Consider the following 14,490-nt stretch of genomic DNA (forward strand, 5'->3'; position numbering starts at 1 on the left):
GAGGTTCCAGCGCCTCACCGCGCCTTGTGCGCATTTCCCGTCTGCAACTCCTCGAAGCCTTTGGCTGCCTTCTGCACTTCCTCCGAGAAATCGGCCATTTCCTGCACCTGGCGGATTTCGATGATCTCGTTCTCGGAAGCCGGGCACTTCTTGGCCCAGGCGATCGCCTCCTCCCGCGACGCGACGTCGATCATCCAGTAGCCGCCAAGCACTTCCTTGGCCTCGGTGAAGGGACCGTCGGTGACGACAGGCATGCCGGTCGCGAACGACACCCGCGCGCCCATCGACGGCGGGTGCAACCCGTCGAGCGCGATCAGGACTCCGGCTTCACTCAGCGCCTCATTGTATTTCATCATCGCCGTGACGCGCTCGGGATCGAGCTGCACGTCCGGCGCCGCGGTCTCATAGCCCAGGGGGATCATCAGCATCATGAATCGCATGGTGGGGTCCTGTTCGGTTTGGCGTCATTCCGGGGCGATGCGAAGCATCGAACGCGGAATCTGGAGATTGCAGCGCGAGATTCCGGGTTCGGCTCTTACGAGCCGCTCCGGAATGACGGTGTTGAACTTATTTCTTTCCCGCCTGCGCGCGCAGGCGATCTTCCTGCTCGCGCAGTTCGGGGGTGAAGGCCTCGCCAAAATCCTCGGCCGCGAACACCTGGCGGATTTCGATCTCGGCGCCGCCGTCGAACGGCGCGCGCTTCATCCACGCGATCGCCTCATCGAGCGATTTGGCGTTGATCAGCCAGAAGCCGGCGACGAGGTCGCTGGTCAGAGGGAACGGCCCCTTGGCAGCACTGCCCTCTCCGCCCTGATATTTGACCCGCGCGCCTTTCGAAGAAGGATGCAGGCCCTCGCCCGCCTCCATCATGCCGGCCCTGACCAGTTCCTCGTTGAACTTGCCCATCGCGGTCAGCATTTCCGTGCTCGGCATGACGCCGGATTCGGTATCCTTGCTCGCCTTCACAATCACCATGAATCGCATCGTTTCGCTCCGTTTGTCTGTCTGGCCGGTCGGCCGGTACTATCGCTCGTCAACATGACGAACCGGGTTTTGCGGCACCGACATGGCTTCCGAAATTATTTTGGAAGGCCATTTTCCGCGGACCAGATGGGATCGGAGGGACTTAGCTGTCGCCCTGGCGAACGAAGGCGCCGTTTTCATAGGTCGCGCCGAAATAGACGTCGATGCGCCTGATCCTGTCGCCCGCAAAAGCGAAGAACTCCGTATTGCGGAAACTTTTCCCTTCCTTGGCGACACATCGATAGGTCACAAACGCCGCCTCGCCCTCGACCATGATCCGCTCGATATCCTGTCGTTCGATCCAGTCGCCGTTCTTCCAGCACCGCGCGAAATAGCTCGCCTTGTCGATTTCGTCGTCATAGGGGCTGGTGAAACGGAAATCGTCGGTGAAGGCGGCCTCGACCGCCGCGCGGTCGTTCGCCAAATAGGCGGCGAACAGGTTGCGGATGATCCCGGTCTTGCTTGCGGCGCTCATTCAGCGCTCCTTCGGCACCATGCCAAAATAGGGCTCGGCCTCCTTCAGCACCCGTACGAACGACGGCCGGGCCTTCAGGCGTTCGAGATAGGCGGCGAGGTTTGTTTCGCCGTCGCCGAACGGCACCACCATGCTGCCATAGAACAGCGACGGCGCCGCGGCGCAGTCGGCGAGGCCAAAATCTTCGCCCATCGCCCAGGTGCCGCTGATCATCTGCTGCTCGATCATCGCGTATGAAGTGCGCAACTGCGCCCGCGCCTCCTCGACGCCGTGCGGATCCTGCTTGCCATCGGGGCGAAGCCGGTCGCCCATGATCTTCTGCATCGGCAGATGCACATAGAGATCGTAGAAGCGATCGCGCAGACGGGTCTGCAAGGCGCGCTCGGGATTATCGGGAATCAATCGCGTGCGACCGGGATAATGGCGGTCGAGATATTCGATCACGATGCTCGATTCCGGGACGATCTGGCCTCGCGCTTCGTCCTGCAGCACCGGAAATTTTCCGATTCCCCACAGCTTCAGCAGCGCGGCGCGTTCGGCCGGATTGCCGAGATCGACCAGATTAGGCGTGAACGGAACGCCGATCTCGTACAGCGCAATCAGCGCCTTCCAGCAGAACGATGACAGCGGGTGGAAATGCAGGGTCAGTGACATCTGGACTCCGGAGTGTATTGGGCACGTCAGCAAGACGGACCAGGGTTTGGCAGGCCGACATTTGCTCCGAATTATTTCGGAGCGGCGGGTGCGTAGCGCAGGATCACGATCCCGGTCGACAACGCCCGGCTGTCCAGCAGCTTCAGCTTGATCCGCGCGCCCTGTTTGAACAACGGCGTTCCGCCGCCAAGGATGATCGGGTTCAGCGCGATGCGGAATTCGTCGATCACGCCGTGCGGGATCAGGTGCGACGCCAGATCGGCGCTGCCGAACAGAAAGATATCCTTCGGCGCATCGCGCTTCAATTTGGTGACGGTATCAGCCACATCGTCCGCGAACATCCGCGTGTTGTTCCAACCGGATTGTTTCAGGGTGCGCGAGAACACGTATTTCGGCGCCGCGTTCATGAAGTCGGCGACTTCGCCGGTCGCATTCGGCCAATGGTTCGCCATCAGCTCATAGGTGACGCGGCCGAACAGCAATCCGCCGGCGGCGGTGAGCTGCTCGATCGACAATCGCTCCAGTTCTTCGCCCCAGACGTCTTCATGCCAGGAGATGTCCCGGTTCGGCCCTTCGACGAAGCCGTCCAGCGTCATCAGGTTCCACATGATCAGCTTTGCCATCCCGTCGCTCCTGCCAACTGATTGCGATTTGCAACTGGTTGTAGCCTGAGCCAACCGGTGCAATATTGCAAGCAGTTTTTCGGGGACGCTTCCATGACCGACGATCGACGCTCCGGCTGCCCGATCAACCTCACGCTGGAAGTGGTCGGCGACAAATGGAGCCTGCTGATCATCCGCGACATGATGTTCGGCAACCGGCGGCATTTTCGCGAGCTATTGACCAAGTCCGAGGAAGGCATCTCCTCGAACATCCTTGCCGACCGGCTGAAGACGTTGCTCGACGCCGACATCATCACCCGCGAGGACGATCCCAGCCACAAGCAGAAGGGAATCTATTCGCTGACCGAACAGGGCATCGAGTTGCTGCCGGTCCTCGCGCAGATGGCGGCCTGGGGTTACCAATACCTCCCGGTTTCCGAAGAACTCGGCATCCGCGCCAGGCTGCTCAGCGAGGGCGGGCCTAAAATGTGGGCAGAGTTCATGGACGAGTTGCGCGAGACGCATCTGGGTCAGGTCCGGCGCAGGAAGGGTCCGTCGGTCGGTGAGCGGCTCCAGGCGGCGTATGAGAGTGTCGTGAACCGGACATAACGTTCAAAAAGCTCAAGAATTCGCTCCGTATGAATACGTAGGCCGGCAGGCTTGGGCGGAGGCCTTCACTCTGCCCATCAACGTGCACACACGACAAATTATCGTGATGGATGAAGGCGCCTACGAAGTTCACACCGGGGAGCGCGTCGCACGAATTTCATCAGGCGAAACATTGGCGAGCGAGATGGTTTACCGTTGATAAACGGGTATCTGCAACTTTTTCCCGTACTGAATTATCAGCCATCCATTTTTAAACAGCGCGCGGAGCCTCACGTGTTCAATCTGCAAAAGAAAGCAAACACCCAAAGCGCGCTTGCCCAAGCCGCTGCCATCAACAAGTCGCAGGCCGTGATCGAGTTCAAGCTCGACGGCACCATCGTCACCGCGAACCCGAATTTTCTCGGCGCCGTGGGTTACACGCTGGCCGAAATCCAGGGCAAGCATCACGGCATGTTCGTCGATCCGGCCGAGCGCGAGAGCGCGGCCTATCGCGAATTCTGGGCGCGGCTGAACCGCGGCGAATTCCAGGCCGCGCAATACAAGCGGTTCGGCAAGGGCGGCCGCGAGATCTGGATCCAGGCGTCCTACAATCCGATCCTCGATAGCGGCGGCAAGCCGGTCGGGGTCATCAAGTTTGCGACCGACATTACGGCGCAAAAGATCCACAGCATGGAAGACGCCGGCAAGATCGCCGCGATCGGCCGGGCCCAGGCCGTGATCGAGTTCAACATGGACGGCACCATCGTCACCGCCAACGAGAACTTCCTCGGCGCGGTCGGTTACCCGCTCGACGAGATCCAAGGCAAGCACCACAGCATGTTCGTGGTCCCGGAAGAGCGCGACAGCGCCGCCTATCGCGAGTTCTGGGCGCGGCTGAACCGCGGCCAGTACGAAGCCGCCGAATACAAGCGCCTCGGCAAGGGCGGCAAGGAAATCTGGATCCTCGCCAGCTACAATCCGATCCTCAACGAGGCCGGCAAACCGTTCAAGGTGGTCAAGTTCGCCACCGACGTCACCGCGCAAAAGCTGAAGGCCGCCGACAATGACGGCCAGATCTCCGCGATCGTAAAATCGCAGGCCGTGATCGAATTCAACATGGACGGCACCATCCGCACCGCCAATCCGAATTTCTGCGCCGCGCTCGGCTATTCGCTGCCGGAAATCCAGGGCAAGCATCACGGCATGTTCGTCGATCCGAACGAGCGTAACGCACCGGCGTATCGCGAATTCTGGGAAAATCTCAACCGCGGCCAGTACCAGGCGGCGGAATACAGGCGGATCGCCAAGGGCGGCCGCGAAATCTGGATCCAGGCGTCCTACAATCCGATCCTCGACCTCAACGGCAAGCCGTTCAAGGTGGTGAAATACGCGACCGACATCACCGCCCAGGCGATCGCGCGCAAGAAGGCCGAGAACGCCCGCGGCCTGATCGAGTCGGTGGCGGCGGGCAGCGAGGAGATGAGCGCCTCGATCCGCGAAATCTCCGAGACCATGACCAAGTCCAAGGCGAATGCCGCGAACGCGACCGCCCGGGTCGAAGCCGCGGACGCGCAAGCCGTGAAGCTCAGCGCCGCTTCGCAGGCCATGAGCGGGATCGTCGAGCTGATCGGCAACATCACCGGACAGATCAACCTTCTGGCGCTGAACGCCACCATCGAATCGGCGCGGGCGGGCGAAGCGGGCCGCGGCTTTGCCGTGGTGGCCTCCGAGGTCAAGAACCTCGCCAATCAGGCCAAGCACGCCACCGACACGATCTCGAAGGAGATCGAACAGCTCAACGGCGTCGCCAGCGAAGTCGTGGGCTCGCTCACGGCCATCAAGGAGGCCATCGCCAGCGTCAACGAGTTCATCGCCTCCACGGCCGCCGCCGTGGAAGAGCAGAGCGCTGTCACATCGGACATGTCGTCCAACATGCAGCGCGCCTCCGCCGAATTGGCCTGATACGGGACAGCCAGCCCCTCGTATCGGCTCAATCAGCCTTCGGGAGCCATCCCGAAGGCGAGCTTAACCGGCACCGCAGGCGCAGAAGCGCAGCGGTGCCGGCTTTTTTATAGGGGGGCGTTCGCTCAGACCTGGTCCCACCGCCGCGTCACTTCCGTTGAGCCCTCCACCGTGGCCTCGAAGATTGGCGACGCCAGCACGGCATGGATGTGTAGCATGTCGGTGCCGGAATTGCGGAAGCCGTGCAGTTGCCCGGCCGGCACGATCAGGGATTGCCCCGACGTGACGATGCTGCGTTCCTCGCCGAGCCACATCTCGGCCTCGCCCTCGCGCACGGTGAGCACCTCCTCTACGGGGTGCGAATGCGTCGGGGCGCCGGCGCCGGGCGCGATCCATTGCTCGAAGATGCACAAATGTGCCGCGCCGTTGCGCGCCGAAACCAGCATGCGGGTTTCCACTCCCAGCCGCCATTGCTCCGGTGGCATATCCCTGACGTCGACCACCATCATTGCCGGACCCTTTCGGTTGCCGTGACCTCGCGTGGTTTGAGAACGTGCGCCGGATGCGGCGCAGCATGCAAGCGCGGGCTGCCGGCAGGTTCGAGACACAATGAGCGGCGTGGGGTATAGAGCGAAAGAATCAATCACCAGCGGACCCCCTCCATGCCTCCTTCCCTATCAAAAGTCGCACTTGTCACCGGCGCCGCGCGTGGCATCGGGCTTGCGACCGCAAAACGCTTTCTCGCCGATGGCTGGCGGGTGGCGCTGCTCGACATCGAGGGCGAATTGCTGCGTGGCGCGGTCGCGGCGCTGGCCGATCCCGACAACACGCTGGCGCTGCATTGCGACGTCAGCGATGCCGGCGCGGTGGCCTCCGCGATGACAAATGTGATCGGGCGTTTTGGCCGGCTCGATGCGCTGGTCAACAACGCAGGTGTCGCGGTGTTCGCACCCCTGCTCGAGACATCGGACGAGGACTGGAACCGGATCCTCGCGGTCAATCTCACCGGGCCATTTATCTGCACCAAGGCCGCAGCCCCCCTGATGCGCGAACATGGCGGCGGCGCAGTGGTGAACATCACGTCGATCTCGGCGGTGCGCGCCTCCACGCTGCGCTCGGCCTACGGCACCAGCAAAGCGGGACTTGCGCATTTGACGAAGCAGCTCGCGGTCGAACTGGCTTCGCTCGGCATCCGCGTCAACGCCGTCGCTCCAGGCCCGGTCGAGACCGCGATGGCGAAGGCGGTTCATACCCCGGAAATCCGCGCCGATTACCACGATGCCATTCCGCTCAATCGCTATGGCCTCGAAGAAGAACTGGCGGAAGCGGTGTTCTTCCTGTGCAGCGACCGTTCCAGCTACATCACCGGGCAGGTCCTGGCCGTCGACGGCGGTTTTGATGCCGCCGGCATCGGCTTGCCGACGCTGCGCGGGGAACGAAGGAACGGCTGACGGAGCCTTGCCGGACGCGCCAACGTTGACTAATTCAACAGCTCCGGGACGAAGGAGCCGCACATGCGAATGGCGCTCATCAAGGCAATTGCTGTTGCGGCGGCGCTGTGCGCTGCGGTTTCACCTGTTCGTGCCGAGGTGCGCATCCTCGCCAGCCCCGGCGGACAGGTCGGCCCGTTTCTCGACCTGTTCGAGCGCCTGCGCGCGTCCGGCGAGCGCGTCGTGATCGACGGGCCATGCCTGTCGGCCTGCACGCTGGTGCTGAGCACGGTGCCGAACGAGCGCATCTGCGTGACGCGCCGCGCCGTGCTCGGCTTCCACGGCGCGCGCTCGATCGACCGCCGCGGCCGGATGTATGCCGAACCGGAAGCGTCGCAGGCGGTGCTGGAAGCCTATCCGGAGCCGGTCCGTAACTGGATCAGCCGCCGCGGCGGATTGACGTCGCGGATGTTGTTGCTGCGCGGGCGCGAACTCGCCGCGATTTACCCGTCGTGCAGGTGAAGGGCTTTGTAGCTTTGTAGGATGGGTAGAGCGCAAGCGTGCCCACCAATCCCTGCGCGACGTAGATGGTGGGCACGGCGCAAGTGCGCCTTTGCCCACCCTACAACGTCAATTACCCACCATCATGACTGCATATCTGCCGGGCAGTTGACCATCCAGGGCGTGCCGAACTTGTCGACGCACATGCCGAAACCATTGGAGAAAAAGGTCTTGGCAAACGGCATCTTCACGGTGCCGCCATCGGCCAATGCCTTGAAGCGGCGTTCGGCATCGGCGGGATCATCGACCTGCAGCGCGACCGCAAAACCCTGCGGCTGATGGAAGTCGCCGGGAAATGCATCGGAGGCCATCACCACCTCGCCATCGACCGTGAAACTGGCGTGCATGATCTTCTTCTTCCATTCCGCCGGGGTCGGCATGTCGGCCGGCCCGCCTTCATAGCGCATCATCGCGTCAACCTTGGCGCCGAGCACTTTTTCATAATACTTCAGTGCTTCCTCGCAATTTCCGTTGAAGAACAGATAGGGATTGACCTGCATCGTTGGCTCCTTGGGTGGACAGATTTGGCGTGAACGAATTTGCGATGAACGTACGCTACTTCTCGGTGAGCTTTTTCAGATTGGCAAGACCAGTCTCGAAATCCTTGCCGATCATGCGGTCCAGGTTCATGAACACCTGCATCACCTTGGACAGGAACACGGCGGGCCCGGTCATCGTCCAGGTCAGATGGGTAGCATCGCCCTGCGGCAGCATTGTGAATTCGGCGGTGTTGTGACCTTCGAACGGCTTGAAGAAATCGAGCTTGATGAGGATCCTCGAGGGCACTGACGTTTCGAGGATTTCCATGCGGCCGGACCCGACATTCTTGTTGCCGTCCCAGGCATAGACCGCGCCCTTGCCGCTGTCGGCGCCGCCATAGGTGCGCTTCAGCGCCGGATCCCTGTCCTCATAGGGCGACCAGCTGCGCCATTGGTGAAAATCGTTGATCAGCGGAAACATCCGGTCCGCCGGCGCCTTGATGCTGATCGCGCGCTGGACCTGGAACGTATCCGGCTTGGTCGCGGCCAGAATCAGCACCGCGGCGATGGCAATCGCCAGTACGACGGCGACGATGGCAATGATGTCGAGCATGTCAGTCTCCGTACGGGCTGGTGATTATGATGCAGGTCGGCGGCGGAAAGGAATGAAATTGCGCAAGGCCGGATCGCGCAGCCACAACCCGCCCCATACCATCAGGCCGAGATAAAGCCCGAACAGCGTGTGGGTGAACAGCGGGCTGTCGATCCGGACATGGGATGCCATCGCGCCGCCGAGATAACCGGTCAGCAGGATGGCGCCGAGGATCGAGGTCGGCGGTACCGAATACAGCACCGTGCAGACGATGGTGATGATGCCGAGGCTGCGCGCCAGCGTTTCGCTCGAACCATAACCCATCTTGTCCATCGTTTCCGTGACGACCGGCCACGGCACCAGCTTGATGGCGCCGTCGAACAGCAGGAACACGATGACCAGGCCGGAGAGAGTACGGCCGATCAAGCGGGCAGTTTTGGCGACCGGCGCGGGCTCGGCAATCGCAGACATGGTGGACATGGCTTTCTCCTGTCATTTGCACAATTCCAGGACGAACGAGCCTGACGCAAACAGACAGGCGGGCCGAACTTTTTTCAGCGGCCGCACCTCACGCCGCACAAGCAATGGGAGGTGGGCCACATGAATCGACGGAGCACGCCGCCAACGCAGTCTCTGGCGAGGGCATCTCTGATCGAGATGGCACACATCACCATGGCCGATTTCATGCGTGCGATCAGCGACATGCGATTGAAATAACCGCGCGCCTGGCACGAACCTTTCATCGCGAAGGCGCGACTAACGGCTGTCAATCGAAACAGCCACCCCCGGCAAAACCCATCCATTCTGGAGCACGACCAATGTCCTGCGAACAAACGACGCTTGTCAAAACAACCCGGCCTGAGGACTCGATGTCCTACGCGATGATCGTCATCGGCGGCGGTGCCGGAAATCTCGCGGCAGCAATTTATTCTGCTGTTGCAAACGGCCTGCGTCGCGTCCTGACTGCGCAAGCGCCGGCGAGGGAACGCCATCTCCCGGCTGCATATTCTCAGCAGGGTTAATTGCGATCGCAGCTTCCGCGCAGCTTTTGATAGCGAAAGCACGGCCAACAAAATTCATCGAAGACCAATCATTGCAGATCATTCATTCTGGAGCACGACCATGACCCCCGACCAGAAAGCGCTTGTCAAAACGACCTGGAGCCTCGTGGTCCCGATCGCCGATACCGCCGCGACATTGTTCTACGGCCGGCTGTTCGAAATCGACCCCTCGACGCGCCCCATGTTCAAGAGCACCGACATGCCGGAGCAGCGCAAGAAGCTGATGCAGGCACTGGCGACCGTGATCGGCGGTCTCGACAACCTCGCGCCGCTGATCCCGGTGCTGGAAACGCTCGGCAGGAAACATGTCGCGTACGGCGTCCTCGACAAGCATTACGATTCGGTCGGCGCCGCGTTGCTGTGGACGCTCGAACAAGGCCTGCAAACCGCGTGGACACCGCCTGTGCAGGACGCCTGGATCGCGGCATACACGGCGGTTGCCGGCGTGATGCGCAATGCGGCGAAGACGGTTCCGAACGCCGCATGACCGGCGCCGCTGCTGCTTGTCGAACCTCGGGCGAGGTTGAGGCGACATAGGTCCGTTCATCTCGAACGAGAGTGGAAGGACATGGATCCGCAATTGGAGCTCGATTCGATCCTGATCGCCCTGCGCGGCGCAAGCCTCGAGGAGCAAGCGGAGATCGGCCGGGGCGATCTGGCGTCCCTGCTTCATGTCGCGCCGCCGCAACTGGTCGACAAGATCATCAAGATGGCGCGGCGCGACAACCGGGTCAGGAATGCGCTCGCCGCGTCACGCTATTATTGCGGCCTTGGAAAGACGATTTGCGACAAGATTGATTCGGTGGTCAGCGCGCCGTTTCCAGCGGCGCTTCAGCCCAAGCGGAAGCCGTCCTCCAGGCGCTAGCTATCGATCCTGCTTTCCAATTCCGTCCACGCAATCAGACCAGGCCACGCAGAACAACGTGAACACGAAGATGTTCCAGCTTGGCTGGATGTCACACCACGCCGCCACGACAGGAACGGGCAAGGCGAACAGAAGCGGCCGGGCGATCCAGCGCAGGCAGAAAAATCTCGCGCTGGCAGGTTCGCCGAAAGCGACTTTTCGCAGAATACCGATCATCACGAGCCCGTGCTCCACCGTTGCCGATTGGTCGCGGGGCGTTAGGGCGCGGTTCAAATCCGGGAGGCCGGATGGCCTGACGCCGCGCGGAACGAGGCTATTTCCCGGCCTTGGCGCCGCGGGGCTTGCTGTCGCGCATCAGGCGGTCGAGATGCATGCGGATGTGGGCGGCTTCGGCCGAGGTGTTGGCCAGTGCGATGGCGCGGTCGAAGGCGACACGGGCTTCCTCGTTGCGCCCGAGCTGCATCAGGAAGGCGCCGCGCACGCCGAAGTAATGAAAGTAATTCGACAGCCGCGCCGCCAGCGGCTCGATCATGTCCAGCGCGGCTTCGGGACCTTTCACCTTCGAAACGGCGACAGAGCGGTTGAGCGTCACCACGGGTGACGGCTGCATGATTTCGAGCGCGCCATACAGCAGATCGATCTGGGTCCAGTCGGTATCCTCAGGCTTTTCGGCGCGGGCATGCAGGGCGGATATCGCCGCCTGAATCTGATAGGGCCCGCTGCGGCGATGGCGCATCGCCTTGTCGATCAGCGCCAGCCCCTCGGCGATCATCTTGCCATTCCACAGCGTGCGATCCTGGTCGTCGAGCAGGATCACCGCGCCGTCGGCATCGAACCGCGCCGCGGCGCGCGCGTGCTGCAGCAACAGCAGCGCGGTCAGCCCCATGATCTCGGGCTCGCTCTGGAACAGCCGCAGCAACAGCCGCGCCAGCCGGATCGCTTCCTCGCACAAAGGACTGCGGATCTCGGCGGTATCGCCGCTCGCCGAATAACCCTCGTTGAAGATCAGGTAGATCATCGCGGCTACCGCAGCCAGCCGTTCGGTGCGCTCCACCGCGCCCGGGGTCTCGAACGGCACATCGGCATCCGCGACGCGCGCCTTGGCGCGGGTGATGCGCTGCTCCATCGCGGCTTCCGAAACCAGGAAAGCGCGCGCGATCTGCTTGACGGAGAGGCCCGAGACGATGCGCAGCGCCAGCGCGATCTGCTGCGTTGCCGGCAAATCCGGATGGCAGCAGATGAACAGCAGCCGCAGAATGTCGTCACGGTAATGCGAGCCGTCGAGCCGCTCGGCGAGTTGCTCCTCGGCGTCGCCGGTATCCGAGATCGCGTGGTCGTCCTCGGGCAGCGGCTCCTGCTTGCGGCCTCGCCTGATGTCGTCGATCGCGACGTTGCGCCCGACCATGATCAGCCACGCCGCGGGATCGCGCGGCGGGCCATTCTGCGGCCAGCTCTTCAGCGCTCGCAGGCAGGCGTTCTGGAAGGCTTCCTCGGCGGTGTCGAGATTGCGGAAATAGCGCAGCAGCGCGCCGACCGCCTGGGGGCGCGCCGAGGTCAGCGCGCTATCGATCCAGGCGGTGTCGGTCATTTCGGCACACTCCCCGGCGTGAACATGCCGACCGGGCGGATCTCATAGGCACCGCCGGGATTGGCCTTGCCGAGATCCCGCGCGACATCGAGCGCCGCGTCGAGATTCTCGCAATCGACGACATAGAAGCCGAGCAATTGCTCCTTGGTCTCGGCATAGGGGCCGTCGATCACGACCGGCGGATCGTCCTTGCGCAAGGTGGTCGCCGACGTGGTCGGCAACAGCCGCGCCACCGGGCCGAGCCGGCCCTGCTTGGTGAGCTTGTCCTGCACGACCCGCAGTTTCGTCATGACCGCGGCGTCCTGTTCCTTGGTCCAGGAACCCGTAAAATCTTCGTCGTGGTAGCAAAGGATGGCGTACAGCATGCGACCCGCATCTCCGTTGTCTCTTGATGAGGCATGATCTTATCGGAAAACCGGAGCCCACTTTTCCGGATCATGCCTAGGACGAACGATTATGCCCGCTGCCGACAGCGGAGCGAAAGAAATTTTCGAGTGTTCCACGCCCGGTCAGAGACCGACAATCGAAATGCCGGCAGGTGCATGACAGCCATGACCACAGCCGGAATTACGATGATTTGGTCATTTGGTATCTCCCTTGCTTGGTGAAAGGAGGTTAGAGGAATGGTTCAATCCTCAGAAGGTACCGGTCGCGCTGCGTGGCGATACGAAGGGAAAATCAATGAAAAAAGGGGCGCTTGCGCTGCTGGTGCGTGGCGGGACTGATAACTGGGCAGCGTCGCGGTGGATGAAGCGGTTTGGCGACGTCTGCCCGGATCGCTCCATAGTGGAGATGCCGGATGCGTCGTTCGACCCGGCCGAGGTCCATTACGCCGCGGTGTGGAAGCCGAAGCCCGGGGAGCTCGCCGCTTTCAGGAATTTGCGTATCATCTTCAATCTCGGCGCCGGCGTCGATGCGCTGATGGTGGATTCCACGCTGCCCGACGTGCCGCTGGTGCGGGTCGCGGTCCCCGATTTGACCGAGCGGATGACGGAATATGTCGTGCTGCACGCGCTGATGCATCACCGGCAGGAGCTTTATCTGCGCGAGAGCCAGCGGGTGAAACGCTGGTCGCCGCAGCCGCAATGGGCGGCCGGCGCGATCACGGTCGGCATCATGGGGCTGGGCGCGCTGGGTGCCCATGCCGCCGGCGTCCTCAAACATGTCGGCTTCAAGGTCGTGGGCTGGAGCCGCAGCCCCAAGGAGATCGCCGGCGTCCCCTGCTTTCACGGCGAGCAGCAATTGGAAGCGTTTTTGCGGCAGACCGACATTTTGGTCAGCCTGCTGCCGCTAACGACGGATACGCGCGGTATCCTCAATCGCGCCGTGTTCGAAAAACTCAACCGCTCAAGCCCAATGGGCGCGCCGGTCCTGATCAATGCCGGCCGCGGGGCTTCGCAGAACGAGGCGGATATTCTGAGCTGCCTGGAAGACGGCACGCTCGGCGGCGCCTCGCTCGACGTCTACGTCACGGAGCCCTTGCCTGCCGACAGCCCGTTCTGGACCCATCCGAAGGTCGTGCTGACCCCGCACAACGCCGCCGATACCGACCCCGAGGAAATCTCGAAATACGTCGCGCGCCAGATCGAGCGCTTCGAGGCCGGCGGAGCGCTCGAGAACGTGGTGGATCGCAAGCAAGGGTATTGATTGGGATGTCGTCCCGGCCTTGAGCACAGATGCGCAATTGCGCATCGGGGGACCCATAACCACCGGCGATTATTGGTTTGCACGCTGATCGTTGCCTTCTTGTCAGACAACATCCGCCGCGGCGTATGGGTCCCGGCCTTCGCCGGGACGACAACTACCCCCGCGCCATCACATCGACCGCGCCGTTGACGAGCGCTTCCAGTTCGGCGCGCGGCATCTGGGCGCGGGCGCGGATTGCGATGGTGTGGATCGTCGCCGACGCGAGATTCGCCAGCACTTGCGGATCGGCGGAGGCGGACAGTTCACCCCGTTCCTGGGCGATCTTGAACAGACGGGCGAAGAAGCGGTCCATCTCGACGAGGCCGCTGACCACCAGGGCGCGGATGTCAGGGTCGAACACCGCTTCCGAAGTCGCGGTCATCACTGTGAAGCAGCCGCGCGGGCCGCCTTCGCCCGACAGATACATGTCGAGCGCGATGCCATAGATCCGAAGCAGCATCGGCCGCAGCGGCATGTCGGCCGCGAAGGCTTCGCCCATCCGCGCGCGGGCGCGGTTGCGGTAGCTCTCATAGGTCTTCTTGTAGAGTTCGCGCTTGTCGCCGAACGCGCCATAGAGGCTCGGCCGGTTCATGCCGGTGGCGGCGCTGAGATCGTCGAGCGAGGTCGCGGCAAATCCGTCCTTCCAGAACACATCGAGCGCGCGGGACAGCGCCACGTCGGGCTCATAGGCGCGCGGCCGGCCGCGGCGTTTTGGTGGGGCGCCGCCGGCCGGGGGCTGCGGCTTCGCAGGCTGAGGCTTTGCGGGCTTCAGCGATGCAGCCTCCGGCCGGGCCCGTGGCGCCGGTGGGTTTCTTTTTTGTACCATCTTGCAAATAATCCTTGACGCTTATTTATACTGAGCGGTACATAAATCAAGCTTAGCCGTTACGACCGCCTGAACCCAAGCGCAAAAGTGACCCAAGG

General features: G+C 62.5%; 20 protein-coding genes. 7 read left to right on the plus strand and 13 right to left on the minus strand.

Going from position 1 to position 14,490, the window contains the following annotated elements; genetic code table 11:
• Positions 1-14 precede the first annotated feature (14 nt).
• From JQ600_RS10700 to JQ600_RS10720, 5 genes are all read right to left on the minus strand, one after another.
• Entirely contained in the window at positions 15-440 is a 426-nt protein-coding gene (locus JQ600_RS10700; RefSeq protein ID WP_212391602.1) for a YciI family protein, read from the minus strand.
• 127 nt (positions 441-567) lie between these two features.
• Positions 568-984, minus strand: a complete 417-nt coding sequence (locus tag JQ600_RS10705) for a YciI family protein (RefSeq protein ID WP_212391600.1) — start codon at positions 982-984, stop codon at positions 568-570.
• 142 nt (positions 985-1,126) lie between these two features.
• Positions 1,127-1,498 carry a nuclear transport factor 2 family protein gene (locus JQ600_RS10710; protein ID WP_212391599.1) on the minus strand — a complete coding sequence of 124 codons (372 nt, stop codon included), beginning with the start codon at positions 1,496-1,498 and terminating at the stop codon, positions 1,127-1,129.
• Positions 1,499-2,152, minus strand: coding sequence for a glutathione S-transferase family protein (locus tag JQ600_RS10715; protein WP_212391598.1), 654 nt, complete (start codon positions 2,150-2,152; stop codon positions 1,499-1,501).
• Between the two features lie 71 nt (positions 2,153-2,223).
• Entirely contained in the window at positions 2,224-2,775 is a 552-nt protein-coding gene (locus tag JQ600_RS10720; RefSeq protein WP_212391597.1) for a dihydrofolate reductase family protein, read from the minus strand.
• Positions 2,776-2,868: 93 nt separating this feature from the next.
• On the opposite strand from JQ600_RS10720, the gene JQ600_RS10725 reads away from it, so the two are divergent.
• Together JQ600_RS10725 and JQ600_RS10730 are read left to right on the plus strand one after the other, a co-directional pair.
• A complete protein-coding gene (locus JQ600_RS10725; RefSeq protein ID WP_212391596.1) occupies positions 2,869-3,363 on the plus strand; it encodes a helix-turn-helix domain-containing protein in 495 nt (164 codons plus the stop codon).
• Positions 3,364-3,636: 273 nt separating this feature from the next.
• Positions 3,637-5,304 carry a PAS domain-containing methyl-accepting chemotaxis protein gene (locus JQ600_RS10730; protein WP_212466997.1) on the plus strand — a complete coding sequence of 556 codons (1,668 nt, stop codon included), beginning with the start codon at positions 3,637-3,639 and terminating at the stop codon, positions 5,302-5,304.
• Positions 5,305-5,429: 125 nt separating this feature from the next.
• Here JQ600_RS10730 and JQ600_RS10735 read toward each other — a convergent pair whose 3' ends face one another.
• Positions 5,430-5,813, minus strand: a complete 384-nt coding sequence (locus JQ600_RS10735) for a cupin domain-containing protein (protein ID WP_312011107.1) — start codon at positions 5,811-5,813, stop codon at positions 5,430-5,432.
• 153 nt (positions 5,814-5,966) lie between these two features.
• Here JQ600_RS10735 and JQ600_RS10740 point away from each other — a divergent pair, with 153 nt between their 5' ends.
• Entirely contained in the window at positions 5,967-6,755 is a 789-nt protein-coding gene (locus JQ600_RS10740; RefSeq protein WP_212265577.1) for an SDR family NAD(P)-dependent oxidoreductase, read from the plus strand.
• 69 nt (positions 6,756-6,824) lie between these two features.
• The gene (locus JQ600_RS10745) at positions 6,825-7,256 is read left to right on the plus strand and encodes a hypothetical protein (protein WP_249133455.1); all 432 of its coding nucleotides are present in this window, start codon (positions 6,825-6,827) and stop codon (positions 7,254-7,256) included.
• Between the two features lie 122 nt (positions 7,257-7,378).
• On the opposite strand, the gene JQ600_RS10750 is transcribed toward JQ600_RS10745, so the two are convergent.
• Genes JQ600_RS10750 through JQ600_RS10760 form a run of 3 tightly spaced genes read right to left on the minus strand, consistent with a single transcriptional unit; the run spans position 7,379 to position 8,837 of the window.
• Positions 7,379-7,795, minus strand: coding sequence for a VOC family protein (locus JQ600_RS10750; protein WP_212391592.1), 417 nt, complete (start codon positions 7,793-7,795; stop codon positions 7,379-7,381).
• Positions 7,796-7,850: 55 nt separating this feature from the next.
• Positions 7,851-8,387: an SRPBCC family protein gene (locus JQ600_RS10755; protein ID WP_212391590.1), complete on the minus strand. Its 537-nt coding sequence runs from the start codon at positions 8,385-8,387 to the stop codon at positions 7,851-7,853.
• A gap of 24 nt (positions 8,388-8,411) precedes the next feature.
• Complete coding sequence (locus JQ600_RS10760) at positions 8,412-8,837, minus strand: DoxX family protein (RefSeq protein ID WP_212391614.1); 426 nt, start codon at positions 8,835-8,837, stop codon at positions 8,412-8,414.
• Between the two features lie 651 nt (positions 8,838-9,488).
• Between JQ600_RS10760 and JQ600_RS10765 the strand changes: the two genes are divergently transcribed.
• On the plus strand, positions 9,489-9,914 hold the full coding sequence (locus tag JQ600_RS10765; protein WP_211999484.1) for a globin family protein: 426 nt from the start codon (positions 9,489-9,491) through the stop codon (positions 9,912-9,914).
• Between the two features lie 81 nt (positions 9,915-9,995).
• Positions 9,996-10,292 (plus strand): hypothetical protein, encoded by a 297-nt coding sequence (locus JQ600_RS10770; RefSeq protein ID WP_212391588.1) that lies wholly within the window; start codon positions 9,996-9,998, stop codon positions 10,290-10,292.
• Here JQ600_RS10770 and JQ600_RS10775 read toward each other — a convergent pair whose 3' ends face one another.
• The 3 genes from JQ600_RS10775 to JQ600_RS10785 form a co-directional block, all read right to left on the minus strand.
• Complete coding sequence (locus tag JQ600_RS10775) at positions 10,293-10,508, minus strand: hypothetical protein (RefSeq protein ID WP_212391586.1); 216 nt, start codon at positions 10,506-10,508, stop codon at positions 10,293-10,295.
• Between the two features lie 97 nt (positions 10,509-10,605).
• The gene (locus tag JQ600_RS10780) at positions 10,606-11,880 is read right to left on the minus strand and encodes an RNA polymerase sigma factor (RefSeq protein ID WP_212391584.1); all 1,275 of its coding nucleotides are present in this window, start codon (positions 11,878-11,880) and stop codon (positions 10,606-10,608) included.
• Positions 11,877-12,245: a YciI family protein gene (locus tag JQ600_RS10785; protein WP_212391583.1), complete on the minus strand. Its 369-nt coding sequence runs from the start codon at positions 12,243-12,245 to the stop codon at positions 11,877-11,879. Before JQ600_RS10785 ends, JQ600_RS10780 begins: the two co-directional genes overlap by 4 nt.
• 316 nt (positions 12,246-12,561) lie before the next feature.
• Between JQ600_RS10785 and JQ600_RS10790 the strand changes: the two genes are divergently transcribed.
• Positions 12,562-13,527 (plus strand): glyoxylate/hydroxypyruvate reductase A, encoded by a 966-nt coding sequence (locus tag JQ600_RS10790; RefSeq protein WP_212391582.1) that lies wholly within the window; start codon positions 12,562-12,564, stop codon positions 13,525-13,527.
• Between the two features lie 154 nt (positions 13,528-13,681).
• Here JQ600_RS10790 and JQ600_RS10795 read toward each other — a convergent pair whose 3' ends face one another.
• Positions 13,682-14,392, minus strand: a complete 711-nt coding sequence (locus tag JQ600_RS10795) for a TetR/AcrR family transcriptional regulator (RefSeq protein ID WP_212391581.1) — start codon at positions 14,390-14,392, stop codon at positions 13,682-13,684.
• Between the last annotated feature and the right edge of the window lie 98 nt (positions 14,393-14,490).

This window comes from Bradyrhizobium sp. AUGA SZCCT0176 (assembly GCF_018130145.1).
Taxonomy (GTDB): Bacteria; Pseudomonadota; Alphaproteobacteria; order Rhizobiales; family Xanthobacteraceae; genus Bradyrhizobium.